This window comes from Aminobacter sp. MSH1 (assembly GCF_003071665.1).
In the GTDB taxonomy this organism is placed as follows: Bacteria; Pseudomonadota; Alphaproteobacteria; order Rhizobiales; family Rhizobiaceae; genus Aminobacter; species Aminobacter niigataensis.
The window spans coordinates 1077696-1095299 of the sequence record NZ_CP026265.1 but is presented as its reverse complement, the minus strand read 5'-3'; the positions used below and the strand labels follow the sequence as shown (position 1 = coordinate 1095299).

At 65.4% G+C, this 17604-nt stretch carries 18 protein-coding genes; 10 read left to right on the top strand and 8 right to left on the bottom strand.

The window, feature by feature from the left end; genetic code table 11:
* Window positions 1–92 precede the first annotated feature (92 nt).
* From ccmD to CO731_RS05365, 3 genes are read left to right on the top strand one after another with little or no spacing between them, the layout of a single operon-like run.
* The gene (gene ccmD / locus CO731_RS05375; protein ID WP_108606276.1) at window positions 93–263 is read left to right on the top strand and encodes a heme exporter protein CcmD; all 171 of its coding nucleotides are present in this window, start codon (window positions 93–95) and stop codon (window positions 261–263) included.
* Window positions 260–838, top strand: coding sequence for a DsbE family thiol:disulfide interchange protein (locus tag CO731_RS05370; RefSeq protein ID WP_108606275.1), 579 nt, complete (start codon window positions 260–262; stop codon window positions 836–838). Before ccmD ends, CO731_RS05370 begins: the two co-directional genes overlap by 4 nt.
* Before the next feature lie 27 nt (window positions 839–865).
* Window positions 866–1921 (top strand): DUF2332 family protein, encoded by a 1056-nt coding sequence (locus tag CO731_RS05365; RefSeq protein WP_108606274.1) that lies wholly within the window; start codon window positions 866–868, stop codon window positions 1919–1921.
* Window positions 1922–1929: 8 nt separating this feature from the next.
* Here CO731_RS05365 and CO731_RS05360 read toward each other — a convergent pair whose 3' ends face one another.
* From CO731_RS05360 to dapF, 5 genes are all read right to left on the bottom strand, one after another.
* Window positions 1930–2097 carry a hypothetical protein gene (locus CO731_RS05360; RefSeq protein WP_108609643.1) on the bottom strand — a complete coding sequence of 56 codons (168 nt, stop codon included), beginning with the start codon at window positions 2095–2097 and terminating at the stop codon, window positions 1930–1932.
* A gap of 166 nt (window positions 2098–2263) precedes the next feature.
* Window positions 2264–2917 carry a septation protein A gene (locus CO731_RS05355; protein ID WP_108606273.1) on the bottom strand — a complete coding sequence of 218 codons (654 nt, stop codon included), beginning with the start codon at window positions 2915–2917 and terminating at the stop codon, window positions 2264–2266.
* Between the two features lie 3 nt (window positions 2918–2920).
* On the bottom strand, window positions 2921–4675 hold the full coding sequence (gene ftsY, locus CO731_RS05350) for a signal recognition particle-docking protein FtsY (RefSeq protein ID WP_108609642.1): 1755 nt from the start codon (window positions 4673–4675) through the stop codon (window positions 2921–2923).
* A gap of 13 nt (window positions 4676–4688) precedes the next feature.
* Window positions 4689–5972 carry a tRNA (N(6)-L-threonylcarbamoyladenosine(37)-C(2))-methylthiotransferase MtaB gene (gene mtaB / locus CO731_RS05345; protein ID WP_108606272.1) on the bottom strand — a complete coding sequence of 428 codons (1284 nt, stop codon included), beginning with the start codon at window positions 5970–5972 and terminating at the stop codon, window positions 4689–4691.
* A complete protein-coding gene (dapF, locus tag CO731_RS05340) occupies window positions 5972–6856 on the bottom strand; it encodes a diaminopimelate epimerase (RefSeq protein ID WP_108606271.1) in 885 nt (294 codons plus the stop codon). The genes mtaB and dapF overlap by 1 nt, the downstream gene beginning before the upstream one ends.
* A gap of 221 nt (window positions 6857–7077) precedes the next feature.
* Here dapF and CO731_RS05335 point away from each other — a divergent pair, with 221 nt between their 5' ends.
* Window positions 7078–7623, top strand: coding sequence for a protease inhibitor Inh/omp19 family protein (locus CO731_RS05335; protein WP_108606270.1), 546 nt, complete (start codon window positions 7078–7080; stop codon window positions 7621–7623).
* 32 nt (window positions 7624–7655) lie between these two features.
* Window positions 7656–8837: a cell division protein ZapE gene (gene zapE / locus CO731_RS05330; RefSeq protein WP_108606269.1), complete on the top strand. Its 1182-nt coding sequence runs from the start codon at window positions 7656–7658 to the stop codon at window positions 8835–8837.
* 43 nt (window positions 8838–8880) lie between these two features.
* On the opposite strand, the gene CO731_RS05325 is transcribed toward zapE, so the two are convergent.
* Window positions 8881–9585: a ceramidase domain-containing protein gene (locus tag CO731_RS05325; RefSeq protein WP_108606268.1), complete on the bottom strand. Its 705-nt coding sequence runs from the start codon at window positions 9583–9585 to the stop codon at window positions 8881–8883.
* Window positions 9586–9789: 204 nt separating this feature from the next.
* Here CO731_RS05325 and CO731_RS05320 point away from each other — a divergent pair, with 204 nt between their 5' ends.
* The 4 genes from CO731_RS05320 to CO731_RS05305 all read left to right on the top strand — a co-directional run bounded on the left by CO731_RS05320 (window position 9790) and on the right by CO731_RS05305 (window position 12988).
* The gene (locus tag CO731_RS05320; RefSeq protein ID WP_108606267.1) at window positions 9790–10545 is read left to right on the top strand and encodes a thioredoxin family protein; all 756 of its coding nucleotides are present in this window, start codon (window positions 9790–9792) and stop codon (window positions 10543–10545) included.
* 411 nt (window positions 10546–10956) lie between these two features.
* On the top strand, window positions 10957–11340 hold the full coding sequence (locus tag CO731_RS05315; RefSeq protein ID WP_108606266.1) for a DUF2794 domain-containing protein: 384 nt from the start codon (window positions 10957–10959) through the stop codon (window positions 11338–11340).
* 107 nt (window positions 11341–11447) lie between these two features.
* Window positions 11448–11966, top strand: coding sequence for a GNAT family N-acetyltransferase (locus tag CO731_RS05310; RefSeq protein WP_108606265.1), 519 nt, complete (start codon window positions 11448–11450; stop codon window positions 11964–11966).
* Window positions 11963–12988, top strand: coding sequence for a histone deacetylase family protein (locus tag CO731_RS05305; RefSeq protein WP_108606264.1), 1026 nt, complete (start codon window positions 11963–11965; stop codon window positions 12986–12988). The genes CO731_RS05310 and CO731_RS05305 overlap by 4 nt, the downstream gene beginning before the upstream one ends.
* Window positions 12989–12993: 5 nt before the next feature.
* Here the strand turns inward: CO731_RS05305 and CO731_RS05300 are convergent, their stop codons facing one another.
* Window positions 12994–13545 (bottom strand): DUF308 domain-containing protein, encoded by a 552-nt coding sequence (locus CO731_RS05300; protein ID WP_108606263.1) that lies wholly within the window; start codon window positions 13543–13545, stop codon window positions 12994–12996.
* Between the two features lie 257 nt (window positions 13546–13802).
* Between CO731_RS05300 and CO731_RS05295 the strand changes: the two genes are divergently transcribed.
* Complete coding sequence (locus CO731_RS05295) at window positions 13803–15914, top strand: bifunctional diguanylate cyclase/phosphodiesterase (RefSeq protein WP_108606262.1); 2112 nt, start codon at window positions 13803–13805, stop codon at window positions 15912–15914.
* Between the two features lie 44 nt (window positions 15915–15958).
* Here CO731_RS05295 and CO731_RS05290 read toward each other — a convergent pair whose 3' ends face one another.
* Window positions 15959–17602: a CopD family protein gene (locus CO731_RS05290; protein ID WP_108606261.1), complete on the bottom strand. Its 1644-nt coding sequence runs from the start codon at window positions 17600–17602 to the stop codon at window positions 15959–15961.
* Between the last annotated feature and the right edge of the window lie 2 nt (window positions 17603–17604).

The window sequence follows — 17604 nt, the reverse complement described above, 5'->3', positions numbered from 1 at the left end:
CGTCCGATTGCGCGGCGGCACACCCGCGGCTAAGTGAAGGACATGGCCGGAAACAGCGACATGATCGATTTTTGCCAGCGCACGGGTGCCCGATGAGCGCGCACGCCCTCTATGTCGCCGCAGCCTACGGCGTCTCGGCGCTGGCGATCGCCGGGCTGATCATCTGGATCCTCGCCGACCAGCGCGCCCGCAAGCGCGAAATGGCCGAACTCGAGGCAGCCGGCCATCGCCGCCGCTCCGACCGCAGTGGAACCGCGTCATGACCATCGAAACCGAAAAGCCGGCACGCCCGCGCAAGCTGTTCGTGCTGCTGCCGTTGCTGGTGTTCCTTGCACTGGCAGCGGTTTTCCTGATGCAGCTTTTGTCCGGCCGCGATCTGTCGGTCGTGCCCTCGGCGCTGATCGGCCAGGCCGCGCCCAAGACCGTATTGCCGCCGCTCGAAGGGATTTCGCTTCCCGGTCTCAACTCGGCTGAATTCATTGGCAAGGTGACGCTGGTCAATGTCTGGGCGTCGTGGTGCGGGCCGTGCCGTGACGAGCACCCGGTGATCGTCAGCCTGTCCAAGGACGAGCGCCTGACCATCGTGGGGCTGAACTACAAGGACAAGGCGGAAAACGCGCGCCGGTTCCTCGGCGATCTTGGCAATCCTTACGACGCGGTTGGCGTCGACCCTATCGGCCGCGCGGCGATCGACTGGGGCGTCTACGGGATTCCGGAGACCTTCCTCGTCGGCAAGGATGGCAAGATCGCGTTCAAGCATGTCGGCCCGATGTCGCCTGAGACGGTAGCAACCACACTGATGCCCGAGATCGAAAAGGCTGCCGCCGCTTCCCAATAAGCAGCTGTGCGGGTTAGGGTCTCCGCCATGTCCGATGGCGACCCTTCCTCTCGCATCCGCGCCCATTTCCACAATCAGGCCGATGCCTGCGACCAACTCGGCTCGCCTTTCACCGCGCGGCTGTGCCGGGCGCTGGCTTCGGTGCTCGACGGCCGAACGGCGGTCGGGCGAAAGCTACTGGACTGGCCCGGCGATGCGCGCGCCGACGCGCTGGCGCTGAGACTATGCGGCGGACTGCATGCGCTGGTGCTGTCCGATACCGACACGGAGCTGGCAAAAATCTATCCGCCCGAGACAGCCGACGACCAGGCTATCGCATCGGCTGTTCCAGACGCGCTGATACGCAACGAAGCTCACCTACTGGCCATGCTCGAAAGCGCGCCGCAAACCAACGAGATCGCCCGCTCGGGCATGCTGCTGCCGGGGTTTCTGGCCATATCAAGGGACAGCGGCCTGCCTTTGGAGCTGGCCGAGATCGGCGCCAGCGCCGGGCTGAACCTCTTGTTCGACAGTTTCGGCTATCGCTACGGGGAAAATGGCTGGGGCAGCACGGTATCGCCCGTCCAGCTCGCGCCCGCCATCAGGGGCTTGGCACCACCGCTGTCGGGCAACCTGCAGGTCACCGGACGGACCGGCTGCGACATCGCGCCGATCCGGATCTCCGACCAGGCGCAAAGGCTGAGGCTGCGTTCTTATGTCTGGGCCGACCAGGCGCTTCGGCTCGAGCGGCTCGACGCCGCGATCGGCCTCGCCGAGCAGGCACCGCCGCTGCTGGTCAGGCAAGGTGCCGAGGAATTCGTGGAAGACTGCCTTGCCGGCCGAAAGCCGGATGTAGCCTTCGTGCTGTTCCACTCGATCATGTGGCAGTACATGCCGGAGACGACGCGGACGGGGATCTGGCAGATGCTTCAGGTGGCAGGCGCGGCAGCGACAAGGCAGTCGCCGCTCTACTGGCTCAGGATGGAGCCGCTTGTGGCGGGCGACCCGTTTGCAACGCTCAGTCTGACATCATGGCCGGGCGGGAGCACCAGGGCGCTCGCCCGCTGCGACTATCACGGCCGCTGGATCGAATGGCTGGGTTAAGCCGAAGCTTAGCCGTAGACCTGCTTGAAGGCCTGGTACAGCATTTCGCTGCGGTCGGCGCGCATGTCGGCCAGGTCGCGGCCGGAGAAACCGTCGATCTCGGCAACGAGGCGCTTGTACTGCTTGCGCTTGGAGGCGCTTTCACGGGCACGGGTCAGAAGGCTGTCAAAAAACATGGTGCGTTCCTTTTCATCATGCCGCTGGTGGCGGCGCGATTTGACCTCCCTGATCAATCTGACGATGACATAGGAACTGCTGCGCCGCAAAATAAGATGCTGCAATGCAGCAATGCGCGACACGCATGGCGACCCAACGAGGCGTCAAGAATTGGTGTGGTTCGGCCTACTTGCCGGCGTGCTCTTCCAGCGAATGGCGCATGATCAGCGGCATCTGGCTGAAGGTGAACAGAAGCGTGATCGGCATGATGCCCCACACCTTGAAGGCCACCCAGGTGTCGGTCGAGAACGAGCGCCAGACCACCTCGTTGACCACGGCCAAAAACAGGAAGAACAGCCCCCAGCGAAAAGTCAGCTTGCGCCAGCCTTCGGCGTCGAGCCGGAAGGCGGAGGCAAAGACGTAGCCGAGCAGCGACTTTCCGAACAGCAGCCCGCCAAGCAGGATCGCACCGAACAGGGTGTTGACGATGGTCGGCTTCATCTTGATGAAGACGTCGTCCTGCAGATAGAGCGTCAGCGCGCCGAAGACGAAGACGACGACGCCCGAGACCAGCGGCATGATCGGCAGCGAACGGGTCAGAAGCCACGACGCGATCAGCGCCACCGCCGTGGCCGCCATGAACAGGCCTGTGGCGATGAAGATCGGTCCGCCAAGCTCGGCCAGCGTCGGAAACTGCGACGCCAGCCATTCGCCGCGCGCATTGGCGAAGAAAAACACGACCAGCGGCCCAAGTTCCAGCACCAGCTTGAGCAGCGGGCTGACCTCTTCCTTCTTGGTCGTCGGATCCGAAGGGTCGCGTTCGAGGATCGGTGCATTCATGGGTCAGGCGACTCCTGCGATCGCCTTGGCGAAATCGCTTGCCGAAAAGGGTTCGAGATCGTCGACCTGTTCGCCGACACCGATGAAATAGACCGGCAGCTTATGTTTGGCGGCGATTGCGACCAAAATACCGCCGCGCGCCGTGCCGTCGAGCTTTGTCATCACCAGGCCGTTCACACCTGCGATATTGCGGAAGATCTCAACCTGGTTGAGTGCGTTCTGGCCGGTGGTGGCGTCGACCGTCTGCAGCACGGTGTGCGGCGCCTCGGGATCGAGCTTGCCTAGAACGCGCACGATCTTTTCCAGCTCGGCCATCAGCTCGGCCTTGTTCTGCAGCCGTCCGGCGGTGTCGATGATCAGCACGTCCGAGCCGGCTTCCTTGGCCTTCTCGAAAGCGTCGTAGGCAAGGCCTGCGGCATCGGCGCCGAGCTTGCTGGCGATGACCGGCGACTTGGTGCGTTCGCCCCAGATCTTCAGCTGCTCGATGGCTGCGGCGCGGAAGGTGTCGCCGGCGGCGAGCATGACCGACAGGCCGCCCTCTGTGAGCTTGGCCGCGAGCTTGCCGATGGTCGTGGTCTTGCCGGTACCGTTGACGCCGACGACAAGAATGACATGCGGCTTGTGCGACAGGTCGAGCTCGAGCGGCAGCGCCACCGGCTTCAGCACCTTCTCGACCTCGACCGCCATGATCGAGCGGACCTCATGGTCGGAGACGTCCTTGCCGTAGCGGCTGGCAGCCAGCGCATCGGTGACGCGCAGCGCGGTTTCGACGCCGAGGTCGGCACGGATCAGCACGTCCTCGAGGTCCTGCAGCGTGTCTTCGTCGAGCTTTCGCTTGGTGAAGATGCCGGCGATGTTGCCCGACAGCTCCTTCGACGAGCGCGACAGGCCCTGGCGCAGGCGCTGGAACCAGCTTTGCCGCGGCGCTGGCGCGGCAGCTTCGACGATTTCAGCCTTCTGCTCGACCTTCTTCTGGACAGTGACCTTGCCGGCCGCGGGTTTCTGGGCAACAGGCGATGGCTGGGCGTCCTCTCCCCCCTTGGGGGGGAGATGGTCCGAAGGACCAGAGGGGGTTATCTCGGCAGTGCTCGGCGCCTGCGTAGCTTCGAATTGTGTCGCGTCCGACGATTCGGCGACCCCTCTCGGCCGCTGCGCGGCCACCCTCCCCTCGAGGGGGAGGGGAATCGCAGGCGCAGGCTCGGCTTCGGCGGCCACTTCGGGCTGCGGCGCAACCTCATCGCGAACAGGCACTTCGAGCGGCGGTTCGGCTGGCACAGGCGCGGGCTGGACAGGGACTTCCTCGGGCAGCTCGGGCGTGGACGGCTCCGCCGGCGGCAGCGGAACTTCTGCCGGCGCTGGCTCCGGTTCGACCGGGCTCGGCGCAGGCGCAGGCTGCTCGGCGGGCTTTTCCGGCTCGACAACAGGAACTTCCGGCGCGGGTTCGGGCTTGGGCTCCTCCTCGGGGGCAGGCTGCGGCGCGGGCTCGACCGGTACCGGCTGCTCGGCAGGCTTCGGTTCGGGCACAACTGGCGGCGCCGACGGCCTTTCAGGAGCAGGTTCCGGCTTCGGCTCCTCGACCGGGACTGCCGGCGTCTCCACTGCAACGGGCGTTTCCGGAGCGATCGGAGTCTCTTCCGTCGGCTTCAGCGCCTCCAGCGCGTCGAAATTCAGCGGCGGCAGGACCTCGTCCTCGGCCGGCTGCTCGACGGCTTCCTTCTTGCCGAAGGAAAAGACTTTCTTGATGAACCCGAATGCCATGCGGTTGCTTTCGTCAGGCCGCACGTGCGGCGGCCGGTGCCGCTGTCAGCCGCTCGCCGTCATGCCCGGCGATGTCGACCTCGACGATTTCGCCCGGTTCGCCGCGATCGAGCGCGACGAGCGTGAAACCTTCAGTCCTGCCAAGGCCTTCGCGCTCGACCAGCACCTGTTGGCGCGTGCCCGCGAGGCTTGCGAGATGGCTCTGGTAGGCCCCCTCGCCGGCGGCGCGCAGGCGCGCGGCACGCTGCTTGACGATCTCGCGTCTGACCTGCGGCATGCGCGCGGCGGGCGTGCCTTCGCGCGGGCTGAACGGGAAGACGTGGAGATGGGTCAGCCCGCACTCCTCGACGATGCGGATCGAGTTCTCGAACATCTCGTCGGTCTCGGTCGGGAAGCCGGCGATGATGTCGGCGCCGAAGACGATGTCGGGGCGCAGCGCCCGCACGTCCTGGCAAAACTGGATCGACTGGTCGCGCAGGTGGCGGCGCTTCATGCGCTTCAGGATCATGTCGTCGCCCGATTGCAGTGACAAATGCAGATGCGGCATCAGACGCTTCTCGGTGGCCACCGCCTCGAGCAGGTCTTCGTCGGCCTCGATCGAATCGATCGAGGACAGGCGCAGGCGACGCACATCCGGCACCTGGCGCAGGATGGTCTTGACCAGCTTGCCGAGGCGCGGCGCGCCCGGCAGGTCGCCGCCGTAGCTCGTCATGTCGACGCCCGACAGCACCACCTCGGCATAACCATTGCCGGCCAGCCGCTTGATCTGTTCGACCACAGCCCCCATCGGCACCGAGCGCGAATTGCCCCGGCCGTAGGGGATGATGCAGAAGGTGCAGCGATGGTCGCAGCCGTTTTGGACTTGTACAAAAGCCCGCGCGCGTCCCTCGATGGCGTCGACCATGTGGCCCGCCGTCTCGCGCACGGAAAAAATGTCGTTGACGCGGGCCTTTTCGAAATCGTTGACGCCGAAATCTGGCAGCGCGCGATAATTGTGCGCCTTGAGCTTTTCTTCGTTGCCGAGCACAAGGTCGACCTCGGCCATGTCGGCAAAGGCGGCCGGATCGGTCTGCGCCGCGCAGCCGGTGACGATGATGCGCGCGTCCGGGTTCTCGCGCCGCGCCTTGCGGATCGACTGCTTGGCCTGGCGCACGGCTTCGCTGGTGACCGCGCAGGTGTTGAAGATGACGGCGCCGCCCTTGAGCTCGTCGAGCCCGGCGGCCTTGGCCTCGCGCTTCATCACCTCGGATTCGTAGGTGTTGAGGCGGCAGCCGAGGGTGACGACATCCACCGCCATCAGGCGACGTCCTGCCGGTCGCGGGTCCAGGCGCCGGTGGCCGGATCGAAGCTGCCGGAGAATTCCCACTCGGCCGGACCGGTCATCACCACGTGGTCGTCGTCGCGCCAGTCGATCTGGAGAGTGCCGCCGCTCGGCACGGTGACCGTGACGGTGCGGCCGGTGCGGCCGGTGCGTGCGGCGGAGACGGCAGCGGCACAAGTTGCCGAGCCGCAGGCCAACGTCAGGCCGGCGCCGCGCTCCCAGGTGCGCAGGTTCAGCGTTTCGCGCGACGTCACCTGCGCGATCGAGATGTTGGCGCGCTCGGGGAAGATCGGATGGTTTTCCAGCAGCGGGCCGAAACGGTCGAGGTCATAGGACCAAACGTCGTTGTCGACCCAGAAGATGGCGTGCGGATTGCCCATAGAGGCGACCGACGGCGAGTGCAGCACCGGCGCGTCGATCGGGCCGATCTGCAGCTCGATGGCGCGCGTGTCGCGGAACTCTTCCGCCAGCGGAATGTCCTGCCAGCCGAAGCGCGGGGCGCCCATGTCGACGGAAATGGAGCCGTCCGCGTGCTCTTCGGCATTGAGGATGCCGGCGACGGTCTCGAAGGTGAAGACCTTCTGCCCGGTTTCGGCGGCCAGCGCCTGGACGACGCAGCGCGTGCCGTTGCCGCAGGCCTGGGCATGGCTGCCGTCGGCGTTGATGATCTCGATATAGTTGACGGTGCCCGGCGTGCGCGGGTCGTGGATCGCCATGATCTGGTCGAACTTCGTCGCCGGATCGGCGGCGAGCGCAATCGCAGCGGCAGGCGCAACGCGGTCCGTGCGACCGCGCATGTCGGCGACGATGATCTCGTTGCCGAGCCCGTTCATCTTGGCGAATGGGGCCTCACTGGCCATGGCGGACATTTCTCGTGGCTGTTCGGCGCCTATATGGCGGAAACATCGTCGAATTACCAGTCTCGCGGCGCGCCAGCCTATTGAGGCAATTTTGCAACAATTTCATATGCAAACCCTATTTTAACCATATCGGGTTGAAATTCTGCCAACTTCGCCGCTTTAGAGGCGAGCTATCGATCGCGCGGGGGCGCCCCCAGAACTGCCCCGACGGAGGGACTGCAATGGCTTTTACGAAAACCGGCCTACTGGCCGCATCGCTGGTAGCGCTGATGACGGCCGCCGGCTGCACCAGTTCGCGCCTTTCCTCGATGGATACACAGCCCGCGCCGCTGCCCGCGGCACCTGCAGGCACGGTGACCAGCGGCCAGCTGCCGCCGCCAGCAGCACCCGGCGCAGCCAGCGCCTCGCAGTTCCCTGCAGCACCCCAGCAGCAGACCCAGGTCGCGGCTTTGCCCGCCGACGGTGGCGCCGCTGCCGCCAATGCGCCCGACCTCACCGCGGCAAGCGTGGCTGGTGTGTGGAGTGCTTCGGTTTCAGGCCAGAGCTGCAAGGTGGCGACGCCGCAGACCAAGTTCGGCCAGGGCTTCCGCGCCGGCCCGCTGCGCTGCCCGGCACCGGTCGACGGCGTCAAGTCGTGGAACGTCGCCGGCAAACAGCTGACGCTCTATGATGAAGGCGGCTCGCCGTTGGCCAGGCTCTATTCGTCGGGCGCCGGACGCTTCGACGGCCAGACCTCGAACGGCCTGCCGATCTCGCTCAACCGCTAAGAGCAAATTTCGAATTCGTGCCAGAGTGAACCATGCACCTGCGTGACGGCCTACAGACCCATGTGACCGTCAGGCAGCGCTATGACCATCTGGTCGAGCTCGGCAACGTTCGGCGCGATCCGGCGCAGCTAGCCATCATCGCCGCCCTCGACAGGCTGATCGACGAGATTTCCGACAAGCGCCTGGCGCGCAAATCGAGCGCGCTTGGCTGGCTGTTCGCCAAGCGCAAGCCCCAGCGCGAGCCTGTGAAGGGGCTCTATGTCTATGGCGGCGTCGGCCGCGGCAAGACCATGCTGATGGACATGTTCTATGAGCTCGTGCCGGTCAAGCACAAGCGCCGCGTCCATTTCAACGACTTCATGGCCGACGTTCACGACCGCATCCAGAAGCAGCGGGCGGCGCGCAAGAACGGCACCTCGCGCGACGACGATCCGATCCCGCCTGTTGCCGCAGCCCTTGCCGAAGAGGCCTGGGTGCTGTGCTTCGACGAATTCTCGGTCACCGACATCGCCGACGCGATGATCCTGTCGCGGCTGTTTTCGGCGCTGTTCGGGCTCGGCGTGGTGCTCGTCGCCACCTCCAACGTGGCGCCGAAGGACCTTTACCGCGACGGACTGAACCGCCAGCTGTTCCTGCCCTTCATCGCCATGCTCGAACAGAACGCCGCGGTGCTCAATCTCGATGCCGACACCGACTACCGGCTGGAGAAACTTGACCGTGTCCCGGTCTATCTCAGCCCGCTCGGCGAGGCCGCCGACCTGGCGATGGACAAGGCGTGGGCGGCCGTGACCCACGGCGCCGCGGCACAGCCGGCGACCGTCGCCGTCAAGGGCCGCAAGGTGCATGTACCGGCAGCGGTCGACGGTTGCGCGCGCTTCGGCTTTGCCGATCTCTGCGACAGGCCGCTTGCGGCACGCGACTATCTTGCCATTGCGGCGCACTATCAGACGATCTTCGTCGACCACGTGCCGGTCATGGCCGAAGCCAACCGCAACGAAGCCAAGCGTTTCATCCTGCTGATCGACACGCTCTACGACCAGAATGTGCGGCTGGTGCTCAGCGCCGCCGCCACGCCCGACAAACTTTATGGCGGCAAACGCGGCCATGAGGCCTTCGAGTTCGACCGCACGTCGTCGCGCCTCATCGAGATGCAGGGCGCCGAATGGCTCGACCGCTGGGCCGAACGGCACGCTCAGCCGGCAGTCTCTGCCTGACCGACCGGGCTTGTCGATGGCGCGCGGCCATGCCCGCGCCTGTTCACTGCCATGCGCCGACGGCTCCCGACATCGACTGAGGCTCCGTCCGGGGCTTTGCGTAGCGCGTCGTTGCGGCCATCAGCACGCCGAGCATCAGCCCGTTGAGCACATGCCACATGAAATGCGTGCCGATCGGCATGGCATCGCAGACCATCGGATCGAGGACCCGGCAAGTGACGGACCCGAGAAAGATCGCAGCAGCAGCGAGATTGTACCAACCGGCCGCGCTGCCCTTGGCGATGACCACGCAGCCGAAGAAGATCAGCGCCAGGAATGGCGGCAGGTAGCCGGTGGTGCCGTTCGAGGCCGCGCGCAGCCAGTCGGGCACCATGTAGGTCAACAGACCGACCGCGATGTAGAAACCAAGGAAGATGGCCAGCGCCTTCGGCCAGGCCATGCCGGCGAAACGCCTGAGGTTGAACAGCGTATAGGCGAGCGTGAAGCCGGCAATGGGCAGGATGTCGGCCCATTTGGTGGCTTCGGTGGCGAAGGTATGGAACAGCGTCGAGCCGATGCCGATTGCCACCACCCACCAGCCCAGCACCTCTGCGAAGACGCCCGCCTTCAGCCTCCGCGCCTCGTAGACGCCCCAGAAACCGGCGGCGAAGAAGGCAAGATTGCTGACCGCATTGAGCGGTTCGGCCCACAGGCCGGGGCCCAGCCGCTCGCAGTAAAGATCGACATGTTGGCTTAGCTGTTCCAGCATCGATGCTTCCCCCGCCGGTACCCGATCCTACCCATCTAGGGGCATTTTTCGATAAGAAATTCCGCACGCCGAAGGTGACGCAGCGGAAATGCATGGCTGCCAAAATTTCACCGCAACGTGACTTCCCGTTGAATGGCGCATCTGCCACATATTTCGCCAACGACAAGAAAAGCCGGTGACGTCGGCTGAGGATCCGGATTGGTCATGGAGTTTCGAAGATATTTTCGGCTGGCAGCCGTGGCGCTGGCCTTTACCGGATTTGCCGGTTCAGCCAATTCCCAGGTGAAGGATCGTCCGCTCGGCGTGATCGAGCTTTTCACCAGCCAAGGCTGCAACTCCTGTCCTCCCGCCGACGAACTGTTCGCCGAGTTCGCTGCCCAGGATGACATGGTGGCGCTTGCCTACCACGTCACCTATTGGGATTATCTCGGCTGGCAGGACAAGCTGGCGAGCAACGACAACACCGAGCGCCAGTATGCTTACATGCGCGCCTTCGGCTCGCGCTCCGTCTACACGCCCCAGGCCGTCATCAATGGCCGCACCCATGTCAGCGGCGCCAAGCGCGAAGACGTGACCGGCGCGCTCGACAACCTCGCCAAGACCGGCCAGGCGATGAACATCGACATCAAGATCACGGAAAATCCCGACACCTTCACCATCGATGTCGGAGCCGCCGAGGGGCCGAGCAGTGCAGCCCATGTGGTGGTCGTCCACTACCAAGCGCCACAGGAGGTCGATCTCCAGAAGGGCGAGAACAAGGGCCGCAAGGTCACCTACTGGAATGCCGTCACCGACCTGCATACCGCTGGCATGTGGCACGGCAAGGCACAGCGCTACGAACTGCCCAGGAGCGAAGTGGAAAAGAAGGGCGGCTGCGCCGTTCTGCTGCAGGCGGTCGGCAAGGATGGCCTGCCCGGCCCGATCCTCGGCGCGGCGGTGGTGCGCAGGCCGGTCAACTAGACGCGTCCCGGGCGAACCCGAACCGGCATGCAAAAAAGCCGACGCCAGCTTGCTGCCTGACGTCGGCTTCAGATTTTGGGATCGTCGCACCTGGTTCCAGTAAGAACCGAGGTTGGTTCGATCCGACTCGGGCCCGTGGGCGGGGGGCTTGGGGTTTACGAGCCAGTGCCGGACCGAACCGTCTCAGGCAACGGGGCTAAATTCGTCGGACATTGGGGCGTCAGCGCGGATAAAAAACGGCAGGAATGTGGCGAGTCATCACCAATTCCAACAGCCTGTCTTGTAAACGTTACCGTTGCGGTAACCCCATATGCATCGTTCGCCGCATGGTTTGATTCGCCGTCGCGGGTTGCAATTCCGGCGCGAATGGGCGATTCTTAGCCGTAGTCGTATTCTGCAAGGGAACGATTGATGACGGATCGCGGTGCTGGAGCGGAGGATGGCGAGACATCCACAGTGATCCCGCTTCATGAGGCCCGGCGGGAGCGCCCGGACCTCCCGGTCGCGTTCGAGAGGCGGGAGCTCGACCAGATCCTCAGGCTCTACGGACGCATGGTTGCCGCCAATGAATGGCGCGACTACGCCATCGACCATCTTAGCGACCGCGCCGTCTTCTCGGTCTTCCGCCGCACCAGCGAAACCCCGCTGTTCCAGATCGTCAAGGACCCCCGGCTCGCCCGCAAACAAGGTGCCTTCTCGGTGATTGCCGCCGGCGGCCTCATCCTCAAGCGCGGCCACGAACTGGCTCGCGTGCTCGGCGTGTTCGACAAGCGGCTTAAGGTCGTCGAGGCCTGAGCGCATCAGGACATGGCGGCCGGATCCTTGCAGCCAGCGACCGAATCCTGCTCGCCACGGTTCCGCCGGATGCTATCAAGATCGCATCCGCGCGGGAGTTCGACCGAATGAGCATCACAGCCAAGCGGCCAATCGCCGTCACCATTCGCCCGGCGACATCGGACGATGCGGCGCTGCTGATGCAGGCCATCACCGGCCTGGCCGAGCATGTCGGCGAAGCCGACGGCGTAGCTTGCACCGAAGCGGACCTGCGGCGTTTCGGTTTCGGCGAAAACCCGGCCTTCGAGGCTGTCATCGCGGAAGTGGATGGCGCGTTTGCCGGCATGTGCCTGTTCTTCCCGATTTTCTCGAGCTGGTACGGCCGCCCCGGCGTGTTCGTCCAGGACCTTTATGTCGACAAGCATTTCCGCAGTCTCGGCATCGGCGAGCGGCTCTTGCGCCATGTCGCCGGGCTTTGCCGCGGCAGAGGCGGCGTCTATATGCGCCTGGCGGTCGACGACGACAACGCGCGGGCGCACCCCTTCTATGTCAGGCTCGGTTTTGCTTGGACGAGCGATCAGCGATCCTACATTGCCAGCGGCGACGCTTTTGCCGATCTGAGCGGAGCCATCGGGGAGCAGACATGAAGACCTTCTACGCCGACGAGCAGAAGCGCCACGACCCCAAGGCTTTCCTGTCGATGGGGATGCAAAAGCCCAATCCGGAACAGCCCGAGCGCGTCGAGCGCCTGCTTTCGGGCGCCCGCGCCGCAGGCTCGACGATCCACCGCCCGCCCAGTTTCGGACTTGGCCCCATCGCCGCCATCCACACGCCCGAATATATCGAGTTCCTGGCCCACATCTTCGAGCGCTGGCAACGCATGGAAGGCGCGTCGGCCGAGGTGATCCCCAACATCCACCCCTTCGCCCGCAACGGCAGCTATCCGGCAGGCGCTGCCGGCCAGGCCGGCTATCACATGGCCGACACCGCCTGCCCGATCTCGGCCGAAACTTTCGACAGTGCCTGCTGGAGCGCCTGGAGCGCGGTGGCCGCCGCTGACGCCGTGCTGTCCGGCGAGCCGGCCGCCTATGCGCTGTGCCGGCCGCCGGGCCACCATGCCTTCGCCGACGTCGCCGGCGGCTTCTGCTTCTTCAACAATTCGGCCATCGCCGCACAGCGGCTACGCGGCACGGCGGCACGCGTCGCCATCCTCGACCTCGACCTGCATCACGGCAACGGCACCCAAGGCATCTTCTACGCAAGGCCCGATGTACTGACGGTTTCGCTGCATGCCGATCCGAGCCGCTTCTACCCGTTCTTCTGGGGCCATGCCGACGAACGCGGCGAAGCGGGCAGCCTCGGCTACAATCTCAACCTGCCTTTGCCACGCAAATCGGGCGACGCCGAGTTTCTCGCCGCGCTGGATCACGCCAGCCGCCGCATCCAGGCTTTCGCGCCCGATGCACTCGTCGTCGCGCTCGGGCTCGACGCCTTCGAAGGTGACCCGTTCGGCGGCCTGTCGGTCACCACGCCGGGCTTTTCGCGCATCGCCGAAGCGATCGCTCGCCTCGGCCTGCCCACTGTCATGGTCCAGGAAGGCGGCTATCTCTGCGATGCGCTCGGCGACAACCTGACTGCCTTCCTCACCGGTTTCTCCGGCGCGCGCTGACCGGATCAGGCCCCAGCACGGATGCGCCAGGCGCGATAGAACAGAAGCAAGGCATAGAGCATCATCAGGATGGTGGCGATGCGCATCAGCGTCGCCGCACTGGTCAGCGGCACGAACATCAGCGCCAGGCCGAAGGCGGCATAGACCGCGCCACCTACCAGCGTCGGCCAAAGCCGCGTCTGGCGCTCGTTGTCGATAAAGCTCGACACCATCTCGATCAGGCCGACGACCAGGGCAAGAACGCCCACCAGCCCGGCCATGAAGGACAGGGTGAAGACATTGGCCAGGATGCCGCTGGCCAGCACGATCACGCCGGCGGCGATCGACAGGATGTTGCGCGCCAATGCCAGCCAGTGGCCGGTCGTACGCGCCGCCGCATGATCGATCGTCGCCAGCCCGAGCACGCCATCGACAAGCAGCAGGCCGCCGCCGACCATGACCAGCAGCTTCACCGCCTGCACCGGATAGAACAACCCGACCAGAGCCGCAGCAACGATCAGGATGCCCCGCAATGCCGTCAGTGTTGCCTCGAAGCGTTTGGTCTTCGTCTCGGCCATGTCTTGCTCCTTTGAACTGAGACGTCCATTTGTGCGAGATAAGCTCCGGATTCGCAACCAGGGCGATTGCTCGCGACTGGCCAGTAGCCGCTCCCTCCGGATATCGCACCGGCGACACCTTGCACAGGCGATTCCTCGTCACCGAAGTCGTCTAGCCCGAGCGAAACCATTGTTACATTAGGGAATTCTTTCATCTTTGCTGTGAACACTCGTTCCGGGGTCTGCCAGGAAGTCCTGGCTGGAATTGAGGCGTGGCGATGTTCAAGGTCATTTCCTGTCTTGCTTACGAGCATGACTATTCATTCGTGGTCATTGCGGCGATCGTCTGCGTCGCCGGTGCGGCCATGACGATGCGGCTTTTCGACCGCGCCGCGCGCCTCTCCCCCGAGGCCCGCTTCGCCTGGATCATGCTCTCGGGCGTCGCCTGCGGCTCGGCCATCTGGACCACCCATTTTGTCGCCATGCTTGGCTTCCAGCTGCCCTTCGACGCCGCGTTCAATCCTCTTTTGACGATTGCCTCGCTGCTCATCGCCATCGCCTTCACCGCAGCCGGACTGCATCTCTCGGCAACGCCGCCCAACGGCATGCCGGTCGAAACCGGGGGTGCGGTGATCGGTATCGGCATCGTCGCCATGCACTACACCGGCATGAGCGGCTACGAGTTCGCCGGCCGGATCGAATGGGACGCCAGGCTGGTCGAGGCCTCGATCCTGTTTGCCGTGGCCTTCGGTGCGCTGGCGATGCACCTGGCGGCCCGCCAGCGCATCCGCTTCGCCAAGCCACTGTCGGTAGTTGCGCTCGTGCTCGCCATTTGCGCCATGCATTTCACCGGCATGGGTGCGGCAACATTGGTGCCCGATCCCTCGGTGCCGGTGCCGACAAAGGTATTTTCGAGCGAATTCCTGGCCGTCCTGGTGCTGGCTACCATGGCGATCATCGCCGGCCTGACGCTTTATGCAATGGATGCCAAGTCGCAGCGCGAACTGGTCGACAGCTTCCGCCATGCCGCGCAGCATGACCCGCTGACCGGCCTGCCCAACCGCGCATTCCTTTCCGACAATCTGCCCGCGATGCTCGAGCGTAGCGCCGCCGCCGGCAAGGAAGCAGCCGTCATCGTCGTCGACCTCGACCGCTTCAAGGAAATCAACGACGTCCACGGCCACAATGCGGGCGACCTGCTGCTGCAGACCCTTGCCAACCGGCTTAAGGCGCTGACCGGCCCGGGCGAACTGGTGGCGCGCGTCGGCGGCGACGAGTTCGTCGCCGTCAAGCAGGACATCGGCTCCAGGCAAGAGGTCGACAGCTTTGTCCGCCGCCTCGTCGACAGCGTCCTCGATCCGATCCACAACAAGGCCAAGACACTTTCGGTCGGCGCCAGCGTCGGCGTCAGTCTTTATCCCGACCATGCGGGCGACGCCGACGACCTGATCGGCGCCGCCGACCTTGCCATGTATCGCGCCAAGCGCGCCCTGACCGACAAGATCTGCTACTATGACCGGTCGATGGACGAGGGCCGGCGCGAGCGCAGTGCGCTCGCCATCGAGCTTCGCCATGCGCTGGATCGCGACGAATTCGAGCTCTATTACCAGCCGCAGCACGACATGAAGAGCGGTGAAGTGACCGCTTTTGAGGCGCTGCTGCGCTGGCATCACCGCGAACGCGGTCTCGTCGCCCCCGAAGAATTCATCCCGATCGCCGAGGAGAACGGGCTGATCATCCCGATCGGCGAGTGGGTGCTGCGAACCGCCTGCGCCGAAGTGGCGACGTGGCGCAAGCCCTACAAGATCGCCGTCAACATCGCTGCCGCCCAGCTCACCCAGGCCGACCTGCCCAGGGTCGTCCACGAGACGCTGCTGGCGACCGGCCTCGCCGCCTCGCGGCTGGAGCTCGAGATCACCGAGGCCAGCATCATCGAGGACCGCGAGCGCGCCTTGCATGTTGTACGCCAGCTCAAGGCGCTCGGTGTCACCATCGCCATGGACGACTACGGCATCGGCTATTCGTCGCTGTCGACGCTGCAGATATTCCCCTTCGACAGGGTCAAGATCGACCGTTCCTTCGTCGAGGACGTGGCGAATGACAGCGCGTCAGCTGCGATCGTCCGGGCGACCATCCTGCTGGCCAACGACCTCCGCATCCCGGTGCTCGCCGAGGGTGTCGAAAAGCAGGAGAACTTCGAGTTCCTCCGCGCCGAGGGCTGCTCCGAAATGCAGGGCTTCCTGTTTGGCCGGCCCCAGCCGCTATCGGAGATCGCAAGCCTCGTCGGCCGCGAAACCCGCCCGGCCGAGGCACCGAAAGCGTCGACCTCGGGCGTGCGCCGCATCGAGGCCTCGGGCCTGGCGCTCAGCCGCCAGTCGGGCGTCGCCTGACGGCACGCTGGACGCCGACCAGCTGACGCTTCGTCCCGATCGTTCTATGGGCGGATGGTGATCTCGCTGGTCAGCGTCACGCGTTCAGTCGCAGAGATCTCGACGTCGATCGCCGCCGTCCATGTTCCCGGCACAGGCAGTTCCATGCCGTCGACACGCCAGGTGCCGTCGCCCGGCTTGTGCGCGCTGACGCTGATCGGCGCCACCTTGGCTTCCGCATGGTTCATTCGCAGCGTCACGCTGCGCGCGTCGAGCGGGCCGAAATCGCCCGACATGATCACGATCGAGGCGCTTACGGCGCCGGCGCGTCCGGGCGTGAGACTGACATCGGCCATCGCCTCCGGCGTATGAACATGGAATGTCGCCGGTTCGGCTGCCTCGATCGCCAGCACGCGCGGCGGCGGCGTGAAGCGGAAGCCGGCGACGGCCGCAAGGATTGCCATCATGACCAGCGTCTCAAGGACGATATTGCGCGCAAGCCGTCGCTGCGCATCCGGCTGCGCCACCAGTGACGGCTTGGTCAGCTTCCAGCGGTTGACGGCGGCGAGCAGCAGCAGCGGCACGACGAGCGCCAGCTTGACCAGCAGGAGCCGGCCGTAGGCCGTCTGCCATAGGGCTTGGACGTTCTCCACCTGGATAACGGCCAGCACTACACCGGCAGCAATCAGGGCTGCGACCACATAGGGAATCGCAGCGGAGAAGCGGCGCAAGGCCTCGCCGGCATCGGGCGCACGGTGACGGCAGGCCAGACCGAGCGGCACGAGCGCGCCGGCCCAGAAGGCGATGCCCGCGCCATGGATAAAGACCATCGGCCGTGTCAGCCATTGCGGCGCAGCAGCGCTGGCGTGTCCGCTTGCCGCGAGCGCAGCACCGGTGCCTACGAGTGCCGCCAGCGCCAGCCCACGCGCCAGCGCGCCCTCGCTCGCCAGCGCCAGAAGCGCCAGCGCCAGCGCCATGAAGGCGATCGCCGCGGTGAAACCGTAGCTGGTCGCAGCCGCCGCCTGCCAGGTTACCGGCTGGCCAAGCAGCCCGAGCGGCGCGCCGAGCGCATCGAGCCCCTGCAGGCCGAACGAGACAGGTGCTGCGACCAGGCCGAGAGCGGTGAAGGCGGTGACGGTCGCCATGCCGTGGCGGCTCTTGGGTGCAAGCCAGGCCAGTGCAAACGCGCCACCGGCGCCGAAAAACACACCGAGATAAAGCGCGAGTTTTGCCGCCCATAGGGCGGCCCGCAATGTCGGGTCGTTCAACTCGGGCGTCACCGGCGGCGTGGCGCTGGGGCTGCCGACGGAAAAGGTTGAATAGCCTGCGACCGGATGGCCGTCGGTCGAAACCACGCGCCATGACAGCAGGTAAGTGCCGCTGGCGGCATCATATGCCGGCAAGGCGATGCTCAGGCCGTCGTCCGAGACATCGCCGATGAGCCGGACAGAACCCCCGTCCGGCCGCAGAAGTTCGATGACCAAAGGTGTCACCGGCTCGCTGAAAGTCAGCGTCGCCTGCGGCGGCAACGTCTGGACCACCGTACCTTCGGCCGGCATCGCCCGCAGCAGCGAGGCATGGGCTGCGGCCATGGCAGTACCGCCGAAAAGGATTGCGGCGGCCAGCAGGAAGCGGGCGAGCAAGGCTGCGAGGCGCGCGCCTTCAGGCGGCAAGCCGCCCTTGGTGCGGAGCAGATGGCGCGCGCCCATGC

Coding starts and splice junctions, on each gene's coding strand:
- ccmD (WP_108606276.1), top strand. CDS start 93: ATGAGCGCGCACGCCCTCTATGTCGCCGCAGCCTACGGCGTCTCGGCG.
- CO731_RS05370 (WP_108606275.1), top strand. CDS start 260: ATGACCATCGAAACCGAAAAGCCGGCACGCCCGCGCAAGCTGTTCGTG.
- CO731_RS05365 (WP_108606274.1), top strand. CDS start 866: ATGTCCGATGGCGACCCTTCCTCTCGCATCCGCGCCCATTTCCACAAT.
- CO731_RS05360 (WP_108609643.1), bottom strand. CDS start 2,097: ATGTTTTTTGACAGCCTTCTGACCCGTGCCCGTGAAAGCGCCTCCAAG.
- CO731_RS05355 (WP_108606273.1), bottom strand. CDS start 2,917: ATGAATGCACCGATCCTCGAACGCGACCCTTCGGATCCGACGACCAAG.
- ftsY (WP_108609642.1), bottom strand. CDS start 4,675: ATGGCATTCGGGTTCATCAAGAAAGTCTTTTCCTTCGGCAAGAAGGAA.
- mtaB (WP_108606272.1), bottom strand. CDS start 5,972: ATGGCGGTGGATGTCGTCACCCTCGGCTGCCGCCTCAACACCTACGAA.
- dapF (WP_108606271.1), bottom strand. CDS start 6,856: ATGGCCAGTGAGGCCCCATTCGCCAAGATGAACGGGCTCGGCAACGAG.
- CO731_RS05335 (WP_108606270.1), top strand. CDS start 7,078: ATGGCTTTTACGAAAACCGGCCTACTGGCCGCATCGCTGGTAGCGCTG.
- zapE (WP_108606269.1), top strand. CDS start 7,656: ATGCACCTGCGTGACGGCCTACAGACCCATGTGACCGTCAGGCAGCGC.
- CO731_RS05325 (WP_108606268.1), bottom strand. CDS start 9,585: ATGCTGGAACAGCTAAGCCAACATGTCGATCTTTACTGCGAGCGGCTG.
- CO731_RS05320 (WP_108606267.1), top strand. CDS start 9,790: ATGGAGTTTCGAAGATATTTTCGGCTGGCAGCCGTGGCGCTGGCCTTT.
- CO731_RS05315 (WP_108606266.1), top strand. CDS start 10,957: ATGACGGATCGCGGTGCTGGAGCGGAGGATGGCGAGACATCCACAGTG.
- CO731_RS05310 (WP_108606265.1), top strand. CDS start 11,448: ATGAGCATCACAGCCAAGCGGCCAATCGCCGTCACCATTCGCCCGGCG.
- CO731_RS05305 (WP_108606264.1), top strand. CDS start 11,963: ATGAAGACCTTCTACGCCGACGAGCAGAAGCGCCACGACCCCAAGGCT.
- CO731_RS05300 (WP_108606263.1), bottom strand. CDS start 13,545: ATGGCCGAGACGAAGACCAAACGCTTCGAGGCAACACTGACGGCATTG.
- CO731_RS05295 (WP_108606262.1), top strand. CDS start 13,803: ATGTTCAAGGTCATTTCCTGTCTTGCTTACGAGCATGACTATTCATTC.
- CO731_RS05290 (WP_108606261.1), bottom strand. CDS start 17,602: ATGGGCGCGCGCCATCTGCTCCGCACCAAGGGCGGCTTGCCGCCTGAA.